This is a genomic window from Streptomyces sp. NPDC014891, assembly GCF_043081085.1.
Taxonomy (GTDB): Bacteria; Actinomycetota; Actinomycetes; order Streptomycetales; family Streptomycetaceae; genus Streptomyces.
In genome coordinates this window covers 396,727-414,241 of sequence record NZ_JBIBWF010000002.1, presented here as the reverse complement: position 1 = coordinate 414,241, position 17,515 = coordinate 396,727, and the positions used below count along the sequence as shown (strand labels likewise).

Here is a 17,515-nt window from a genome sequence, read left to right as displayed (position 1 = left end):
CCCCCATGGTCGAGTCCCCGTGCCGCCGCTGCCAGGTGGTGTCAGTACCAGCATCAGCGGGCTCTCGTTACCCGTATCCGGTCGGGGTCACGCTCGGCGTATGACCTCGACCACGACACGTCCCGTACTCAGTAAAGACGGTGGCACCGACAACCGCCCCGGACTGCTGCTGGGCGTGGTCCTCGCCGCCCAGTTCATGGCGCTCCTCGACGTCTTCATCGTCAACGTCGCCGCGCCCACGATCCGGGTCGAACTCTCCGCATCCGGAGCCGCGCTCCAGCTGGTCGTCGCCGGATACACCGTCGCCTACGCGGTGTTGCTCATCACCGGAGCCCGCCTCGGCGCCCTCCTCGGACACCGCCGGATGTACCTCGGCGGCCTGGCCCTCTTCACCGCGGCCTCGCTCGCCTGCGGACTCGCCGCCGGAACAGGCCAGTTGATCGCCTTCCGGTTCGTGCAGGGCGCGGGAGCCGCCCTGATGATCCCCCAGGTGCTCAGCCTCATCCAGCGCGAGTTCGCCGGCGAGCGCCGGGTGCGTGCCCTCAGCGCCTACGCCGCCGTCCTGGCCACCGGCGCCGCCGCCGGTCAGGTCGTCGGCGGGGTCCTGGTGACCGCCGACCTCCTCGGCACCGGCTGGCGGCCCGTCTTCCTCGTCAACGTCCCCATCGGCATCACCCTCCTGGTCCTCGGCGCCCGGGTCCTGCCCCGGGACGGCCGGACCCCGCCCACGCGTGCGCGTGCCCTCGACCTGCCGGGCCTCGTCCTCCTGGCCGGAGCCGTGTCCCTGCTCACGGTCCCCCTGGTCCTCGGCCAGGAGCAGGACTGGCCGCTGTGGTCACGGCTCTCGCTGGGCGGTTCCGCGGCGCTCCTCGCCCTCTTCGGCGCGTACGAGTCGAGGCTGGCCCGGCGCGGCGGCGCCCCGCTCATCTCCCCGCGCGTGCTGCGGCTCCCGGGCATGGGACGGGCCGTGCTGTGGATCGCCGCGTCGATGGCGGTCAACGCCGGATTCCTGTTCACCCTCACCCTGCACCTGCAGGGCGGACTCGGCCACAGCGCGCTGCGCGCCGGGCTCACCTTCGGTCCCGCCGCGGTCGTCTTCGGTGCCGTCGGGCTCACCTGGCGGCGCCTGCCGGCCCGCTTCCACCGCGCGCTGGTCCCCGGCGGATTCCTGCTCGCGGCCGCGGGAGCCCTCGCCATCGGCGGACTGCTCGCGGACGGCGGCACGGGCGGCTGGGGGCTGTATCCCGCCCTGGGCGTGCTCGGGGCCGGGATCGCGCTGGCCTTCAGCCCCGCGCTGACCGGCGCGCTGGCCGCCGTACGGCCGGAGGACGCGGCCGACGCGAGCGGTCTGCTCGCCACCGTCACCCAGCTCGGCCAGCTCATCGGGGTCGCCGCGTTCGGAACGCTCTTCCTCTCCGCGGCGGACGGATCCGGAGCCGGGAACTCGGCCGAGGCGCTGCGCACGACCATGATCGCCCTGGCCGTCGCCGCCCTGGCCGGCGCGTCGGCCGGGCCGTGGCGCCGAGCACGCTGACCCCCTTGCGGGGCCATGGCAGAATCGGACGGCCGGAGGGGGACGAGGATCCGGACGGGAGGGTGGCCCAAGTGCTCGGCGACAACGGCGGGGTGTCCTATGGGTGCACGGCCTGCGGCCACAGCTGGAGCTGACTGATGGGTGCACACAGGCGGAAGTGCGACTGGTGCGGCAGCGGCACGCCCATCGTGCGCGACATGGACCCCGTCAACACGGGGTTCCAGTACTGGTGCGAGGAGTGCGCGCGGGCGCTGATCATAAAAGGCGACCCCATCGAGACGTACCGCGAGCTGGAGGGGGAGCCGATCTACGGCCGGCTCCTCGACGAGCACTGCACCCTCAAGCGGTTCTACTCCTTCGCCACGGCCTGACGCCGGAGCGTCAGCAGATAGCCCACGAGCAGCGCCGCCGTCGTCAGCGGATAGACCGCGGAGAGCACCATCTGGCCCGCGTTCTGGTCCAGTTCCGGCCGGCCCGGGTCGTGCGGGACCCACCACAGGGCGAACGAGGCGAAGGCCAGCGCCACCGCTCCCGTCACCGGCCACGTGCGCGTGGCGCGGTCCGCGAGCAGGATCAGCAGGGGTACGCACCAGACCCAGTGGTGCGACCAGGAGATCGGGCTGATCATCAGCGCCGTGAACGCGCAGACGACCACCGCGACGGCCTTGTCGCCGCGCACGGCGGCCCGCACCGCGAGGACCATCGCCAGGCCGCCCAGGACGGCCGCCGTCACCGCCCACCACATGCCGGGGTCGTCGGTGTGCATCAGCCGGGCCAGGACCCCGCGGATCGACTGGTTGGCGGTCTCCTCGGCGAAGCCCACCCGGCCGGTCTCGAACAGCGTCTCGGTCCAGAACCGCTTCGAGTCCGCGGGCAGGGCGAGCGCCACCGCGAGCGTCGTCCCCAGGAAGACCCCGGTCGCCGTGGCCGCCGTACGCAGCCAGGTGTTCCAGGTCCGGTCCCGGCGCCACAGCAGCACGCCCGCGACGAGCAGCAGGACCACGAAGAGCCCCGGTGTGAGCTTCACCGCGGTCGCCAGGCCGATGCCCAGGCCGGCCCAGCGGCTGCCGGGGCGCCGGGTGAGGTCCCAGAGCACCGCCACCGCTATGAGCAGGTTGATCTGGCCGTACCGCAGCGTCGTCCACACCGGCTCGCACCAGACCACCACCGCGGCGACCCACAGGGTCGTGCGCCACAGGTCCGTGCGCGAAAGGGACGGGCGGACCAGCTGGAGCGAGAGCTGCACCAGCGCGACCACCAAGAGCAGGTTCCCCGCGGTGGCGAGCGTCCGCATCACGGGCACGCTCACCAGGGTCAGCGGGACGAACAGCAGGGCCGCGAAGGGCGGGTAGGTCATCCCGAGGTTCGCCGAGGTCGCACGCATCGCGTACAGGTCGCCGCCCGCCCGGACCGTCTCGCCCTCGGCCCGGTAGACCATCACGTCGAGCATGTTCACGTGGGCGAGGCGTTGCGCCACCCAGAAGGCCGTGAACGAGAGCAGGCAGATCGCCGCGGCGGTGGCAAGGGGCCACGGCCGGACGCGGGTCTTGGAGAGCACGGAGACGGACACAGTCGGCGACCCTACCCGGCAGGTCAGGGGGGCCCGGAGAATCGATTTGGAGATCTGCCGGGAAGCCGGTTAATGTTCTGTCTGTCGCCGCGAGGGAAACCGAGACGGAGACGGAAAGCAAGGGGCTATAGCTCAGTTGGTAGAGCGCCTGCATGGCATGCAGGAGGTCAGGAGTTCAATTCTCCTTAGCTCCACAGAAGAGAAGCGGGTCACCCGGATCGGGTGACCCGCTTCTTCGTTCCCCGGTGCCGTCCGGCTCGGTACGGCACAGCCGCAGGCACAGCCACCGCCACCGTCTCCGCTCCGTGGAACGTCGGTGCGGCCCGCTCGGGCCCTGCGGTACCCTGGCGCCATGCGTGCCGTACGCCTTCTGCTTACCGAGCCGCGCTGATCAGTCCCGGCGGACGACAGACATCCGCCGGAGTCGGCGCGGCGTCCCCTCCTGTGCGAGGGGCTTTTTCATTTCACGGCAGTCCGTGGCAGTGGGCAGAGACGATCGATGGAGCTTCAAGGACCATGACCGAGATCAATACGGCCGCCGAGACGGCGGCCCCGCATCGCTACACGGCGGCCATGGCCGCCGACATCGAGGCACGCTGGCAGGACTTCTGGGACGCCGAGGGCACGTACGAGGCCCCGAACCCCACCGGCGACCTGGCGGGCGACCCCGCGATCGCCGCACGGCCCAAGAAGTTCATCATGGACATGTTCCCGTACCCTTCGGGTGCGGGCCTGCACGTCGGCCACCCGCTCGGCTACATCGCCACGGACGTCTTCGCCCGCCACGCGCGCATGAGCGGCCACAACGTGCTGCACACCCTGGGCTTCGACGCCTTCGGCCTGCCCGCCGAGCAGTACGCCGTGCAGACGGGCACGCACCCGCGCGTGTCCACCGAGGCCAACATGGAGAACATGAAGGTCCAGCTGCGCCGGCTGGGCCTGGGCCACGACAAGCGCCGGTCGTTCGCCACGATCGATCCGGACTACTACAAGTGGACCCAGTGGATCTTCCTGCAGATCTTCAACTCCTGGTACGACAGCGAGGCCGGCCGGGCCCGCCCGATCGCCGACCTGATCGCGCAGTTCGAGGACGGCACCCGTGAGGTCCCCGGCCACACGCGCGCGTGGGGCGAGCTGACCGCCGCCGAGCGGTCCGACGTCCTGGGCGAGTACCGCCTGGCCTACGCCTCCGACGCGCCCGTCAACTGGTGCCCCGGCCTGGGCACCGTCCTGGCCAACGAGGAGGTCACCGCCGACGGCCGCTCCGAGCGCGGCAACTTCCCCGTCTTCAAGTCCAAGCTGCGCCAGTGGAACATGCGGATCACCGCCTACGCGGACCGCCTGCTCGACGACCTGGACGCGCTGGACTGGCCCGAGGCCATCAAGCTGCAGCAGCGGAACTGGATCGGCCGCTCCGAAGGCGCCCGCGTCGACTTCCAGGTCGGCGGCGGCGACGCCATCACCGTCTTCACCACCCGCCAAGACACCCTGTTCGGCGCCACCTACATGGTCCTGGCTCCTGAGCACCCCCTGGTCAACGGCGCTGCGAAGATCGTCCCGGCCGCCTGGCCCGAGGGCACCCACGAGGTGTGGACCGGCGGGCACGCCACCCCGTCCGAGGCCGTCGACGCCTACCGCAAGCAGGCCGCCTCCAAGTCCGACGTCGAGCGGCAGGCCGACGCCAAGGAGAAGACCGGCGTCTTCACCGGCGCGTACGCGACCAACCCGGTCAGCGGCGAGCAGGTCCCGGTCTTCATCGCCGACTACGTCCTGATGGGCTACGGCACCGGCGCGATCATGGCGGTCCCCGCGCACGACAGCCGCGACTTCGCCTTCGCGCGCGCCTTCGAGCTGCCGATGCGCTGCGTCGTCGAGCCGAGCGACGAGCGCGGCACCGACACCTCGACCTGGGACGACGCCTTCTCCTCGTACGAGGCCAAGCTGGTCGGCTCCTCCAACGAGGACATCGCACTCGACGGCCTGGGCGTCGTCGACGCCAAGGCGCGGATCACCGCCTGGCTGGCCGACCGCGGCATCGGCGAGGGCACCGTCAACTTCCGCCTGCGCGACTGGCTGTTCAGCCGCCAGCGGTACTGGGGCGAGCCCTTCCCGATCGTCTACGACGACGACGGCGTCGCCCACTCGCTGCCCGAGTCGATGCTGCCGCTGGAGCTGCCGGAGGTCGAGGACTACTCGCCGCGCACCTTCGACCCGGAGGACGCGGACACCCAGCCCGAGACCCCGCTGTCCCGCAACGAGGACTGGGTCAACGTCACCCTGGACCTCGGGGACGGCGCCGGCCCGCGCCGCTACCGCCGCGAGACCAACACCATGCCCAACTGGGCCGGTTCCTGCTGGTACGAGCTGCGCTACCTGGACCCGAACAACGCCGAGCAGCTGGTCGACCCCGCCGTCGAGCAGTACTGGATGGGCCCCCGCGAGGGCATGCCGACCGGTGGCGTCGACCTGTACGTCGGCGGCGCCGAGCACGCCGTGCTGCACCTGCTGTACGCGCGCTTCTGGTCGAAGATGCTGTTCGACCTGGGCCACATCTCCTCGGCCGAGCCGTTCCACAAGCTCTACAACCAGGGCATGATCCAGGCCTTCGTCTACCGGGACGCGCGCGGCATCGCCGTGCCCGCGGCCGAGGTCGAGGAGCGCGATGGCGGCTTCTGGTACGAGGGCGAGAAGGTCAGCCGCGTCCTGGGCAAGATGGGCAAGTCCCTGAAGAACGCCGTGACGCCCGACGAGATCTGCACCGAGTACGGCGCCGACACCCTGCGCCTGTACGAGATGGCGATGGGCCCGCTGGACGTCTCCCGTCCCTGGGACACGCGCGCGGTGGTCGGCCAGTACCGGCTGCTGCAGCGGCTGTGGCGCAACATCGTCGACGAGTCGACCGGTGAGGTCACCGTCGTCGACACCGCGGCCGACGAGGACACGCTCCGCGCCCTGCACAAGGCGATCGACGGCGTCGCGCAGGACATGGTCGCGATGCGCTTCAACACCGCCATCGCCAAGATCACCGAGCTGAACAACCATCTGACGAAGTCCGGTGGCGCGCTCTCCCGGACGGTCGCCGAGCAGCTGGTCCTGCTGGTCGCCCCGCTGGCCCCGCACATCGCGGAGGAGCTGTGGCGCAGGCTGGGCCACACCGACTCGGTGGTCCACCAGGCCTTCCCGGTCGCCGACCCGGCGTACGTCGTCGACGAGACCGTGACCTGCGTCGTGCAGATCAAGGGCAAGGTCAAGGCCCGCCTGGAGGTCTCCCCGTCGATCACCGACGCGGAGCTGGAGACGCTGGCACTGGCCGACGCGCACGTGGTCGCCGCGCTGGGCGGCGCCGAGATCCGCAAGGTGATCGTCCGCGCGCCGAAGCTGGTCAACATCGTCGCCGGCTGACCCACACAGGGATGTCCCCTACGGGCAGGTTGGGGGTTCCGATGGAACCCCCGGCCTGCCCTTTCCGTTTACCGTGGAGGAACCACATCCGTGGGGACCGGACGGACGCCGGAGGGGCGCACATGGAAGCCGCGATTATCACGATCATGGCGCTGCTCTTCTTGTCCTTCGTGGCGCTGGGGGTCTACGCCACGGTGCGGGCGGCCAAGGCCGCCAAGCGCGGCGTCGACCGCACCATCGACCAGGCCCGGCGGACCGTCGAGGACACCACCCTCCGCGCCAAGAGCTACGGCCAGACGGGGGCGGCGGGCGAGCTGGCCCGGCTGAGGCTCTCGCTGCGCACCTCGATGAGGGCCACCCAGGAGGCGCTGCAGGCCGGGGTCCACGAGGACGCCTCACTGAAGGAGTCGCTCGAACTGTTCCACCGGCTCAGCGCGCACGGGCTCGAACTGGACGAGGACATGAAGCGGATCGAGCGGGAGCCCGACCGCGCCTGGGCCGCCGGCCAGCTCCCCGAACTCACCGCGCGGACCGAGCGGATCACCAGCTCGGCCGACGCGCTGCGCCGCGCCGCCCGTGAGAGGGCGCTCCGGTTCGCCGAGGACGACCTGTCCTCGCTGAGCGCCCAGATCGACGTCGAGGCGGGTGCCCTGCGGCACTGGACGACGACGGGGACGGAGACCGCGTCCGGCACCTCGGGGACGGTTCCGGGATCGGCCTCCGGGAACCCGGCACAGAGCGGCAGGGGCGCGGCGACCGGGAGTTCCGCGCCGGCGGCCGGCAGCGAGCCGTCCGCGATCACGGCCCCCGACCCCCGACTGACCTCCTATCCCTGGGAGAAGTCGGCCCGCCCGGAGACCACCACCTGACCGGACCGCGGGCGCGTCGGACCTGCGGGACGCCGTGCGGCGCGCCGTCCGGTGCCGTGCGGACGCTCCTCGGCGGGGGCCGGACTCCCGTGCGCCGGTCTCGGCGGGTAACCTCCCGCTCATGTCCCGGCATGTCGCGATCGTCACCGATTCCACGGCCTACCTGCCACACCAGACCAGGGCGCGGCACGCGATCACCACGGTCCCGCTGACCGTCGTCATCGGCGACCGGGCCCTCGAGGAGGGCACGGAGGTCTCGGCCAAGGCGCTCGTCGAGGCCTTGCAGAAGAAGCGGTCCGTCACCACCTCGCGGCCCAGCCCCGAGATCTTCGCCGAGGCCTATCGCGAGGCCGCGGAGGCCGGTGCCCGGGGCGTCGTGTCCCTCCATCTCTCCGCGGAGGTCTCAGGGACCTACGACGCGGCCGTGCTCGCCGCCAAGGACGCTCCCGTGCCCGTGCGGGTCGTGGACACCCGGATGATGGGCATGGCCCTCGGCTTCTGCGCCCTCGCGGCGGCCCAGGTCGCCGAGGCGGGCGGATCGCTCGACGAGGCCGTCGCGGCCGCCGAGAAGCGCGCCGCGGGCACCTCGGCCTACTTCTACGTCGACACCCTGGACTATCTGCGCCGTGGCGGACGCATCGGGGCGGCGCAGGCGCTGCTCGGCTCCGCGCTCGCGGTGAAACCGCTCCTCGAACTCGACGGCGGACGCATCGAGCTGCGCGAGAAGGTGCGGACGGCCTCCAAGGCCATCGCGAGGCTGGAGGAGATCGCCGTGGAGCGGGCCGGCTCCGGCGCCGTCGACATCGCCGTCCACCACCTCTCCGCGCCCGAGCGGGCCGCCGCGCTCGCCGAACGGCTCGGGGAGCGGGTGCCGGGGGTGGCGGAGCTGCACGTCAGCGAGGTGGGCGCGGTCATCGGCGCGCACACCGGGCCCGGACTGCTCGCGGTCGTCGTCTCACCGCGCTGATCAGGGCGACCCGTCCCCGGAGGGGGGACGGAGTTGTCCACAGCGGGGGCGCCGTCCACGGAACGTGGCTGAGGCCCGCACGGCACGGCGGTGATTCCTACCGTCGCATGCATGACTCTTCGTACACGCATCGCCTCCCGTGCGGGCATCGCCGCTCGTGCACGCGTCTCCTCCACGGCTCCCGGTGTGCTCGGCGCGCCGGGCGCTCCGGCCAGTGGTCCCGGCAGGGCGCCGGGCTCCGACGGGAGGAGCCGCCCAGGAGCCCGTGGCGCGTCCTCCGGGCGGGTGAGGAGGCGGACCCGGGTCCGGAGGGCCGGGACGGCCCCCGAGGCGGTCGTACGGCGGCGGGGGGACGAGCTGTTCCCGCCGGCGGTCGCGACTCCGGGTGAACCGGCCGCGGCGGAGGCGGGGGCCGAAGCGTATGGGGAGCCGGGGGCTCCACCGGGAGTCGCGGAGCGGGGGAAGCCGCCCGGGGCGCGGGCCCGACTGGCGGCGGTGCTGCGGGACCGTACGCCGGTCTGGGTGCGGACCCGGTTCGGGCTCGAACCGGGGGCGCTGGGTGCGCTGACGGTGGTTCTGGTGGTGGCCGCGGCGCTCGCGGGCGGCTACTTCTGGGCGGGGCGGCCGGAGGTGGTGCGCGCACCCGAGGTGGTGCGGGCCGCGCCGGTCGCCGCGGCGCCGACGGGACGTGCGGCTCCCGCGGTTCCTGCGGCACCTGCGGTTCCTGCCACGAGGGCCGGGCCGGGGGCGGTGGCGGGGGTCGTGCCGGGTTCCGCCGGGGGCGGGGCGCGGGTGATCGTGGACGTCGGGGGCAAGGTGCGCAGGCCCGGGGTGCTGACGCTGCCGGCGGGGTCGCGGGTGGCGGACGCGCTGCGGGCCGCCGGAGGGGCGGAGCCCGGGGCCGATCTCACCGCACTCAACCGGGCCCGGGTGCTGTTCGACGGTGAGCAGGTACTCGTGGGCGTGCCGGGGGTGCCGGGGGTGCCGGGGGCGCCGGCCGGTGGTTCCGGTGGTGTCGTCGGTGGCGGGGCGGTCGGACCGGGAGGCGGCGCCGGGGGCGGGCCCGGGGTGCCGTTGAGCCTCAACACGGCCACGGTCGAGCAGCTCGACACGCTCCCGGGCGTCGGTCCGGTCCTGGCCCGGCACATCGTCGACCACCGTGCGCAGCACGGCGGCTTCCGCTCGGTGGGGGAGCTGCGGGAGGTCAACGGCATCGGCGAGCGCCGGTTCGCCGAACTCGAACGGCTGGTGCGGCCGTGAAGTCGGACGGGGCGGACCAGGACGACCGGGGAGCCGGGCCTCCGCTCCGGGAGGAGGGGCCGGCCGATCTCCGGCTCGTACCGCTCGCGGTGACGGCGTGGGCGGCGGCGGCGATCGCGGTCGGGGTCCCCGGGTGGTGGACGGTGGCGGGAGTCGCGGTCTGCCTGGTGGGAGGCGGTGTCCTCCTGGTGCCCACGGTGGCGCGGAGGTTCGGCGGGGCGGCCCGGTCCGGTGGAGTCGACGACCGGGCCGGCGGGACGGGCGGGCCCGCTGATGCGCTCGGGACGGTGGGGACGGTGCGGACGGGGCTTCGGGGCGTGAGCGGATCGCGGTGGGGGGCCACGGCGTTCGCCGGGGTCCTGCTCTGCGCCGCGGCCGGGGCCGCCTCGGCCGGGCTGCACGCGGCGGACCTGCGGCGGGGACCCGTGCCGGTCCTGGCGCGGGACTACGCGCGGGCGCAGCTGGAGGTGACGGTGACCTCCGATCCGCGGCTGACCCGGCCACGGGTGCGGGGCAGCGAGTCGGTGCCGGTCTCCGTCGTCCTGGACGGCGAGGTGACTCGGGTCGAGCGCTCGGACGGGACGGCCCACCGGACGCGGGCACCGGTGCTGCTGATCGTGCCGCCGGGCGAGGGGAGGGCCGAGTGGCTGCGGCTGCTGCCCTCCACACGGCTGCGGGTGGCCGCCAGAGTCGCGCTGCCCGGGGATTCCGGGGATCCCTTCGCCGCGGTGCTCAAGGCGGGCGCGGGGCCGCCCCGGATCATCGGGCCGCCGAGCACGCTGCAGCGGGCGGCGGGGGAGTTGCGCGCCGGGCTGCGGCGGGCGACCGAGGGTCTCGACCCGGACGCCCGGGCCCTGCTGCCCGGGCTGGTGGTCGGGGACACCTCGCGGATCGGCCCCGAGCTGCGGGACGCCTTCGTGGCGACCGATCTCACCCACCTTTTGGCCGTTTCTGGAAGCAATCTGTCGGTCGTGTTGCTCCTGCTGGTCGGAAGGCCCGGGCGGGCGCACCTGGTCGAGCGTGGCGGGCTCGCGCCGAGACTGGGGATGTCGCTGCGGGGCACCGCGGTGGCCGGCGGAGCGCTGACGCTCGCCTTCGTGGTGGTCTGCCGGCCTGATCCGAGCGTGCTGCGGGCCGCGGCCTGCGGACTCGTGGTGCTGCTCGCGATCGCCACCGGTCGGCGGCGATCCCTGATTCCGGCACTGGCGGCGGCCGTGCTGCTCCTGGTGCTCTACGACCCCTGGCTCGCGCGGAGTTACGGCTTCCTGCTCTCGGTCCTCGCCACCGGGGCGCTGCTGACGGTGGCTCCGCGGTGGAGCGCGGCGCTGCGGCGGCGCGGGGTGCCGGGCGGTCTGTCGGAGGCCCTGGCGGCTTCTCTGGCGGCGCAGGCGGTGTGCGCGCCGGTCGTGGTGGTGTTCGCCGCCCGGGTGAGTCTGGTGGCGATCCCGGCGAACCTCTTCGCCGAGCTGGCGGTGGCGCCCGCGACGGTGTTCGGCTTCGCCGCCCTCGCCGCGGCGGCGGTCTGTATGCCGGCCGCGGAGGGGCTGGCGTGGGTGGCGGGGTGGCCCGCCGGGTGGATCGCACGGGTGGCCCGTACGGGTGCGGCCCTGCCGGGGGCGGAGGTGAGCTGGCCGGGCGGCTGGTGGGGCGGACTCGCGCTCGCCCTGCTGACGGCGCTGCTGGTCGTCGCGGCGCGCAGGCTGCCGTACCGGGGGCCGGTCGCCGGGCTCGTCGTGGTGCTGCTGCTGCTCGTGGTGGTGCGGCCGGTTCCGTTGACGCGCTGGGTCACGGGATGGCCGCCGCGCGGCTGGGTGTACGCCATGTGCCAGGTGGGGCAGGGGGACGCGACGGTCCTGGCCGCGGGCGGTGACGCGGCCGTCGTGGTGGACGCGGGGCCCGATCCCGTGCCGGTCGACCGGTGCCTGCGGGACCTGGGGGTGCGCAGGGTGCCGCTGCTGGTGCTGACGCACTTCCACGCGGACCATGTGGCCGGGCTGCCGGGGGTGTTGCGGGGGCGAGCGGTGGGGGCGATCCAGACGACGGGTCTGGAGGAGCCGCCGGCCCAGGCGGCGTTCGTGCGGCGGACGGCGGCGGCCGCGGGGGTGCCGTTGATCCGGGCGGGCCTGGGGGAGCGGCGCAGGGTCGGGGTGCTGGAGTGGAGTGTGCTCTGGCCCGCCGGGGGAGGTGAGGCGGCGGGGCGCGGGCGACCAGCCGGTGGCTCCGGTGGCTCCGGCGGTTCCGGCGGTTCAGGTGGTTCCAGCGGTTCCGGCGGGGCGAACGATGCCAGCGTCGCGCTGCTCGTCCGGGCCGCGGGCGGGCTGACGCTCCTGCTGCTCGGCGACCTCGAACCGCCGGCTCAGCGGGACCTGCTGCGGGCCCACCCGGGACTTGCGCCGGTGGACGTGCTCAAGGTCGCCCATCACGGCTCGGCCCATCAGGATCCGGGGCTGATACGGGCCGTGCGCCCGCGGCTCGCGCTGGTGTCGACGGGGCGCGACAACCCGTACGGACATCCGTCGCCCCGGACGGTGGCGGCGTTGCGGGACGGCGGGGCGCGGGTGCTGCGGACCGATCGGGACGGGGCGATCGCGGTCGTCGGGTCGGGGCCGGGACTGGTGGCCGTGCCGAGGGGAGGGTGACCGCCCGAGGGGGAGGGCGGCGTCCTGCGGACAGTTGCTTGTAAAGAAATCTTTCTAAAGATACCTTTTCATTATGTCGGAGGAGATCATCGACCCGCGATCCGAGGGCGAACAGCCCCGCACCGTCCGCCTCACCGACCCGCGAGCCCTGCGGGCCTACGCCCACCCGCTGCGGATGTCGCTGGTGGGGCTGCTGCGCAGCAGCGGCCCCTTCACCGCCACCCGGGCCGCCGAGCTGACCGGCGAATCCGTGGCCAGCTGCTCGTACCACCTGCGGATACTCGCCAAGTACGGGCTGGTCGAGGAGGCGCCGGGCGGCCGCGGGCGGGAGAAGCCCTGGCAGGCCACGGCCCGGTACACGGAGTGGCCGGAGTACAGCGAGGACCCGTCGGTCGCCCAGGCCGCCGACGCGCTGAGCGCCGCCGTCGCCGAGCAGTACTTCGAGCGGGTCGCCCGAGCCATGGAGAAGCGGCACCTGCTGCCGAGGGAGTGGCGCGAGGCCGAGCAGTTCGGCGACTCCCTGCTCCATCTCACCCACGAGGAACTGGCCGAGCTCGGAGCGGGCATCGACGCGCTGCTCCGGCCGTACGAGGAGCGCGCGTCCGACCCGTCCCTCCGCCCGGAGGGCGCCAAGCCCGTCAGCGTCCTGCGGATCGCCTACCGGGACCCCGACGTCCCCGACAACGAGAAGGAGTGAGCGGGATGGCTCTCGTGGACCGCGTACCGGCACTGCTCCGCGAGCGGACCTTCCGGAACTACTGGACCGGCCAGACCGTCTCCCTCGCCGGGGACCAGATATCCCTCATGGCGATACCGCTCGCCGCCGTCCTCGTGCTCGGCGCCGACGCCGCCGCGATGGGCTGGCTCAAGGCCGCCGAGCTCCTGCCGGCGCTGCTGCTCAACCTGCCGTTCGGCGCATGGGCCGACCGGCAGACCAGCCGCAGACGGGCGATGATCGCGGCCGACATCGGGCGGGCGGCACTCGTCCTGAGCCTTCCCGTGGCCCACCTGCTCGACCTGCTGACCCTCACCCAGCTGTACGTGGTGGCGTTCGGGATCGGCGCGCTCACCGTGCTCTTCGAGGTCTGCAACACCACCCTGTTCGTCGCGCTCGTACCCGTCGAGCGCTATGTGCAGGCGAACTCACTGGTGAACGGCAGCCGTTCGACGGCCTGGCTGGCGGGCCCCGGGATCGGCGGACTGCTCGTGCAGTTCCTCACCGCCCCCTTCGCCCTGGTCGCGGACGCCCTGACCTACCTGGTGTCGGCCGGATACCTGGCCCGGATCAAGCCCGTCGAGCCCCCGCCGGCCCCCGTGGCCAAGGGGCACTTCACGGAGGGGCTGCGCTGGGTGGTCCGGGAGCGTTCGATGCGGGCGCTGTTCGCCGCCTCCGGCACGGTCCAGTTCTTCAACTACATGTTCCACACCCTCTTCGTGCTCTACGCGACCACCGCGCTCGACCTCGGCGCCGGACTGCTCGGCCTCGTCCTCGGAGCGGGCGCCGTGGGCGGCCTCCTGGGAGCGGTCGTCAGCGGGGCCGTCGTCCGGCGGATCGGCATCGGGGGGTCGCTCGTCGCGGGCTTCCTCGGGTTCACCCTGCCCCTCGTCCTGATCCCCCTCGCCGACGGGCCGCTGCCGCTCGTGGTGCTCGTCCTCTTCGTGGCCGAGTTCCTCTCCTGCGTCGGCGTGATGATCGTCGACATCGCCGCGGGATCGTTCCAGATGGCACTGATACCCGACGCCGTGCGGGCCCGGGTGATGGGCGCCTTCCGCACGCTGAACCACGGTTTCCGACCGCTCGGCGCGCTCGTCGGCGGCTTCCTCGGCACCGCGATCGGGCTGCGCCCGACGCTGTGGATCGCCACCGTCGGGGCCGCCTTCGCCGTGCTCTGGCTGCTGCCCTCGCCGCTGCCCCGGATGCGGGAACTCCCCTCCCCGAAAGAGGAGTCGGAGCCCGTCGCGCGGGCGGGGAGAGGGGACGACCGACCGGGCAGACTGGCGGAATGACCACGCGACCGACGGCTCCCGTCCCCTCCGAGTCCTCCTCCGGGCACCCGGATCCCTCCGGGCCCTCCGCCGTCCCGGCTCCCGACTCCGCCCCCGTTCCCGGCGAGGACTTCGTCCCCGCGCCCGCGGACGTCCTGGCCTACCTCCGGCGCATCGGCGCGCGGCGGCCCGACCGCGCGGACGCGGGCGCCCTGAGCGACCTGCATCTGCGCCATCTGCGGACCGTGCCGTTCGAGAACCTCTCCCTCCACCTCGGCGAGGACATCGTCCTGGAGGAGAAGTCCCTGCTCGACAAGGTGATCGGCGCGCACCGAGGAGGGTTCTGCTACGAGGTCAACACGGCGTTCGCCGTGCTGCTGCGCGGCCTCGGCTACCGGGTGTCGCTGCTCCAGGCGCGGGTCTTCGGGCCGGAGGGGCGGCCCGGCATCCCGTACGACCACATGGCGCTGCTCGTGGAGACGGTGGACGGGGAACGCCTGATCGCCGACGTCGGCTTCGGCGACCACAGCCACTTCCCGGTCCGTTTCGACGACCGCGGGGACCAGGCGGACCCGGGCGGCGTCTTCCGGCTCGTGGACACCCCCGAGGGCGACGTGGACGTCCTGCGGGACGGCAAGCCCCAGTACCGGATGGAGGTCCGGCCGCGCCGCCTCGCCGACTTCACGGCCGGCGCCTGGTACCACCGGACCTCGCCCGACTCCCATTTCCCGCGGAGTCTCGTCTGCTCCCTGCTGACCGAAGAGGGCCGGATCACCCTCAGCGACCGGAAGCTGATCACGCGGGCCGGCGGCGGGCGCGACGAGCGGATCCTCGACGGCGAGGACGAGGTGCGGAGCGCGTACCGGGACCTGTTCGGGATCGAACTCGACGCGCTGCCGGTCGTTCGCGGTGGAATTACCGATTCGAACCCTCGGTAACCGTTGCTCACCCCATGACCGGTTTGCGTCGAACGCCCCCACGATGATCGAATGCGACTTCGTTGCATAGTGAACGAGTCGCACGGGGGTGCGTGAAGAATGTTCGATCGTCTCTTCGGGAAGCGGCCGACGGGCGCGTTGCGCGGCGGCCCGCTCGCCGGTCTCGCCGTCCCCGCCTCGGCGGGGATGCTGAGCTGCCGGGTGCTCGACCCCGTGCACGAACCCGTCCGGCAGGCCGAGTTCGTCCTCAGCGACGCCGCCGGGCGCAAGGTGGTCGCGGGGGAGACCGACCCGTACGGCACCGCGCTCGCGACGGTGCCGGCGGGCGAGTACCGGCTCGCGGTCACCGCCGAGGGGTACACCCCGCACCACGCGAGGGCCGTCGTCACCGAGGGCGGTCACACCGGCCTCGACGACGTGCTGCTGCAGGTCGCGCCGCTGCCCCAGCTCCCCGAGCCGGGCGAGTGGGAGATCGACCCGACGCACTCGCGGATCGGCTTCACCGCACGCCACATCGGACTCGCGCGGATCCACGGCCGGTTCGACGACTTCGCCGGTGCGGTGCGGATCGCCGACCGCATGGAGCACTCCGCGATGCACGTCGTCATCGACGCGGCCTCCATCGACACCGGGGTGCAGATGCGCGACGACCACCTGAGGTCCGGCGACTTCCTCGACGTCGGCGCGTACCCGACGCTGGAGTTCTTCAGCGAGCGCTTCACGCACCGGGGCGGCAACCGGTGGGCCGTCACCGGGGCGCTCACCCTCCACGGGGTGAGCCGCACCGTCACCCTCGACACCCGGTACCTGGGCCTCGGCAGCGGCCTTGAGGGCGAGACCCGGTGCGCCTGCCGGGCCACCACCGAACTGCACCGGGAGGACTTCACCCTCACCTGGCAGACACTGCTCGCCCGGGGGATCGCGGCGGTGGGGTCGAGCATCAGCATCGATCTGGACGTCCAGATCGTGCCCAAGGGGGCCGGGCGGGGCTGAGGGCCGGCGACGGGGCCGGCGCGGGCCGGCCCGTGGCCTAGGGGGCTTCCAGCCAGCCCTCGTACTCCGCCGCCAGGGAGTCCAGGGCCGACGGGTCGAGCCGGCCGTCCGGGTCCTCGACGACCACCAGCCACTGGGCGTCCTCGGCGTCGTCCTCCCCGGCCAGGGAGTCCCGGACGAGCTGCGGCTCCTCGGCCACGCCGAAGCGGTCGGGGAGTTCGCCGGCGACCTCCTCGGCGGCGTCACGGTCGGGGAGTACCAGTACGTGTCGTTCGCTCACCCCGTCATTCTCGGGCATCGCGGGGCTGTCGGTGGTCCGTGGGATGCTGGACCGCGATGGCCACCAGAAAGACTTCCCCCGAAGACCTCCTCGGCCCCGTGACGATCGCCGTGGGCCAGGAGGACCTGCTCCTCGACCGTGTCGTGCAGGCGGTGGTGGCGGCGGCGCGCGCCGCCGACGCCGACACGGACGTCCGCGACCTCACGCCCGACCAGCTCCAGCCCGGCTCGCTCGCGGAGCTCACCAGCCCGTCGCTGTTCGCCGAGCGCAAGGTGCTCGTCGTGCGGAACGCGCAGGACCTGTCCGCCGACACGATCAAGGACGTCAAGGCGTACCTCGACGACCCGGTCGAGGACATCTCGCTCGTCCTGCTCCACGCGGGCGGCGCCAAGGGCAAGGGGCTGCTCGACGCCGCGCGGAAGGCGGGGGCGCGGGAGGTGGCCTGCCCGAAGACGACGAAGCCGGCGGAACGGCTGACGTTCGTGCGGCAGGAGTTCCGGACGCTGGGGCGTTCGGCCACGCCCGAGGCCTGCCAGGCGCTCGTCGACGCCATCGGCAGCGATCTGCGGGAGCTCGCCTCCGCGGTCGCGCAGCTCACGTCCGACGTGGACGGGACGATCGACGAGGCCGTCGTCGGGCGGTACTACACCGGCCGCGCCGAGGCGTCCTCCTTCAACATCGCGGACCGTGCGGTCGAGGGGCGGGCGGCGGAGGCCCTGGAGGCCCTGCGGTGGTCGCTCTCGACCGGGGTCGCGCCGGTGCTGGTGACGAGCGCGCTGGCCCAGGGCGTACGGGCGATCGGCAAGCTGTCCTCGGCGCGGGGCGGCCGGCCGGCGGACCTGGCGCGGGAGCTCGGCATGCCGCCGTGGAAGATCGACCGCGTGCGGCAGCAGATGCGGGGCTGGACCCCCGACGGGGTCGCGCTCGCGCTGCGCGCGATCGCGGAGGCCGACGCGGGGGTGAAGGGCGGCGGGGACGACCCGGAGTACGCCCTGGAGAAGGCGGTGGTCGCGGTGGCCCGGGCGGCGAGGATGCGGCGCGGGTAGGCGGTGCCGGGGGAGCGTGGCTCCTCCGGCG

14 protein-coding genes and 1 tRNA gene are annotated in these 17,515 nt (G+C 73.4%); 13 read left to right on the top strand and 2 right to left on the bottom strand.

The annotated features are described in order from the left end of the window. Positions 1 to 100 precede the first annotated feature (100 nt). A complete protein-coding gene (locus tag ACF09E_RS06495; protein WP_392204151.1) occupies positions 101 to 1,534 on the top strand; it encodes an MFS transporter in 1,434 nt (477 codons plus the stop codon). Between the two features lie 137 nt (positions 1,535 to 1,671). Next, positions 1,672 to 1,905, top strand: a complete 234-nt coding sequence (locus tag ACF09E_RS06490; RefSeq protein ID WP_017239283.1) for a hypothetical protein — start codon at positions 1,672 to 1,674, stop codon at positions 1,903 to 1,905. On the opposite strand, the gene ACF09E_RS06485 is transcribed toward ACF09E_RS06490, so the two are convergent. Then, positions 1,884 to 3,104 carry a glycosyltransferase 87 family protein gene (locus tag ACF09E_RS06485; RefSeq protein WP_388798874.1) on the bottom strand — a complete coding sequence of 407 codons (1,221 nt, stop codon included), beginning with the start codon at positions 3,102 to 3,104 and terminating at the stop codon, positions 1,884 to 1,886. The two genes, ACF09E_RS06490 and ACF09E_RS06485, sit on opposite strands and share 22 nt — an antisense overlap. A gap of 121 nt (positions 3,105 to 3,225) precedes the next feature. Between ACF09E_RS06485 and ACF09E_RS06480 the strand changes: the two genes are divergently transcribed. The 10 genes from ACF09E_RS06480 (at position 3,226) to ACF09E_RS06435 (ending at position 16,158) form a co-directional block, all read left to right on the top strand. Further along, positions 3,226 to 3,298: transfer RNA gene (locus tag ACF09E_RS06480), tRNA-Ala, on the top strand. Positions 3,299 to 3,620: 322 nt separating this feature from the next. Continuing rightward, on the top strand, positions 3,621 to 6,506 hold the full coding sequence (gene leuS, locus ACF09E_RS06475; protein WP_392204150.1) for a leucine--tRNA ligase: 2,886 nt from the start codon (positions 3,621 to 3,623) through the stop codon (positions 6,504 to 6,506). A gap of 122 nt (positions 6,507 to 6,628) precedes the next feature. After that, entirely contained in the window at positions 6,629 to 7,375 is a 747-nt protein-coding gene (locus tag ACF09E_RS06470) for a hypothetical protein (RefSeq protein WP_392204149.1), read from the top strand. A gap of 121 nt (positions 7,376 to 7,496) precedes the next feature. Further along, positions 7,497 to 8,342: a DegV family protein gene (locus ACF09E_RS06465; protein WP_392204148.1), complete on the top strand. Its 846-nt coding sequence runs from the start codon at positions 7,497 to 7,499 to the stop codon at positions 8,340 to 8,342. Positions 8,343 to 8,837: 495 nt separating this feature from the next. Continuing rightward, entirely contained in the window at positions 8,838 to 9,602 is a 765-nt protein-coding gene (locus tag ACF09E_RS06460) for a helix-hairpin-helix domain-containing protein (RefSeq protein ID WP_392204147.1), read from the top strand. Beyond that, positions 9,599 to 12,241 carry a ComEC/Rec2 family competence protein gene (locus ACF09E_RS06455; protein WP_392204146.1) on the top strand — a complete coding sequence of 881 codons (2,643 nt, stop codon included), beginning with the start codon at positions 9,599 to 9,601 and terminating at the stop codon, positions 12,239 to 12,241. Before ACF09E_RS06460 ends, ACF09E_RS06455 begins: the two co-directional genes overlap by 4 nt. A 73-nt stretch (positions 12,242 to 12,314) precedes the next feature. Next, positions 12,315 to 12,938, top strand: coding sequence for a winged helix-turn-helix domain-containing protein (locus ACF09E_RS06450; RefSeq protein WP_392204145.1), 624 nt, complete (start codon positions 12,315 to 12,317; stop codon positions 12,936 to 12,938). A 5-nt stretch (positions 12,939 to 12,943) separates the two neighbouring features. Continuing rightward, positions 12,944 to 14,248, top strand: a complete 1,305-nt coding sequence (locus tag ACF09E_RS06445; protein ID WP_392204144.1) for an MFS transporter — start codon at positions 12,944 to 12,946, stop codon at positions 14,246 to 14,248. Continuing rightward, the gene (locus ACF09E_RS06440; protein ID WP_392204143.1) at positions 14,245 to 15,165 is read left to right on the top strand and encodes an arylamine N-acetyltransferase; all 921 of its coding nucleotides are present in this window, start codon (positions 14,245 to 14,247) and stop codon (positions 15,163 to 15,165) included. Before ACF09E_RS06445 ends, ACF09E_RS06440 begins: the two co-directional genes overlap by 4 nt. 99 nt (positions 15,166 to 15,264) lie before the next feature. Beyond that, a complete protein-coding gene (locus ACF09E_RS06435; protein ID WP_392204142.1) occupies positions 15,265 to 16,158 on the top strand; it encodes a YceI family protein in 894 nt (297 codons plus the stop codon). Positions 16,159 to 16,195: 37 nt separating this feature from the next. On the opposite strand, the gene ACF09E_RS06430 is transcribed toward ACF09E_RS06435, so the two are convergent. After that, positions 16,196 to 16,456 (bottom strand): hypothetical protein, encoded by a 261-nt coding sequence (locus ACF09E_RS06430; protein ID WP_388798905.1) that lies wholly within the window; start codon positions 16,454 to 16,456, stop codon positions 16,196 to 16,198. A 38-nt stretch (positions 16,457 to 16,494) separates the two neighbouring features. Between ACF09E_RS06430 and holA the strand changes: the two genes are divergently transcribed. Next, a complete protein-coding gene (gene holA, locus ACF09E_RS06425; RefSeq protein ID WP_392204141.1) occupies positions 16,495 to 17,484 on the top strand; it encodes a DNA polymerase III subunit delta in 990 nt (329 codons plus the stop codon). Positions 17,485 to 17,515: the final 31 nt, after the last annotated feature.

Coding starts and splice junctions, on each gene's coding strand:
- ACF09E_RS06495 (WP_392204151.1), top strand. CDS start 101: ATGACCTCGACCACGACACGTCCCGTACTCAGTAAAGACGGTGGCACC.
- ACF09E_RS06490 (WP_017239283.1), top strand. CDS start 1,672: ATGGGTGCACACAGGCGGAAGTGCGACTGGTGCGGCAGCGGCACGCCC.
- leuS (WP_392204150.1), top strand. CDS start 3,621: ATGACCGAGATCAATACGGCCGCCGAGACGGCGGCCCCGCATCGCTAC.
- ACF09E_RS06470 (WP_392204149.1), top strand. CDS start 6,629: ATGGAAGCCGCGATTATCACGATCATGGCGCTGCTCTTCTTGTCCTTC.
- ACF09E_RS06465 (WP_392204148.1), top strand. CDS start 7,497: ATGTCCCGGCATGTCGCGATCGTCACCGATTCCACGGCCTACCTGCCA.
- ACF09E_RS06450 (WP_392204145.1), top strand. CDS start 12,315: ATGTCGGAGGAGATCATCGACCCGCGATCCGAGGGCGAACAGCCCCGC.
- ACF09E_RS06445 (WP_392204144.1), top strand. CDS start 12,944: ATGGCTCTCGTGGACCGCGTACCGGCACTGCTCCGCGAGCGGACCTTC.
- ACF09E_RS06440 (WP_392204143.1), top strand. CDS start 14,245: ATGACCACGCGACCGACGGCTCCCGTCCCCTCCGAGTCCTCCTCCGGG.
- ACF09E_RS06435 (WP_392204142.1), top strand. CDS start 15,265: ATGTTCGATCGTCTCTTCGGGAAGCGGCCGACGGGCGCGTTGCGCGGC.
- ACF09E_RS06430 (WP_388798905.1), bottom strand. CDS start 16,456: ATGCCCGAGAATGACGGGGTGAGCGAACGACACGTACTGGTACTCCCC.
- holA (WP_392204141.1), top strand. CDS start 16,495: ATGGCCACCAGAAAGACTTCCCCCGAAGACCTCCTCGGCCCCGTGACG.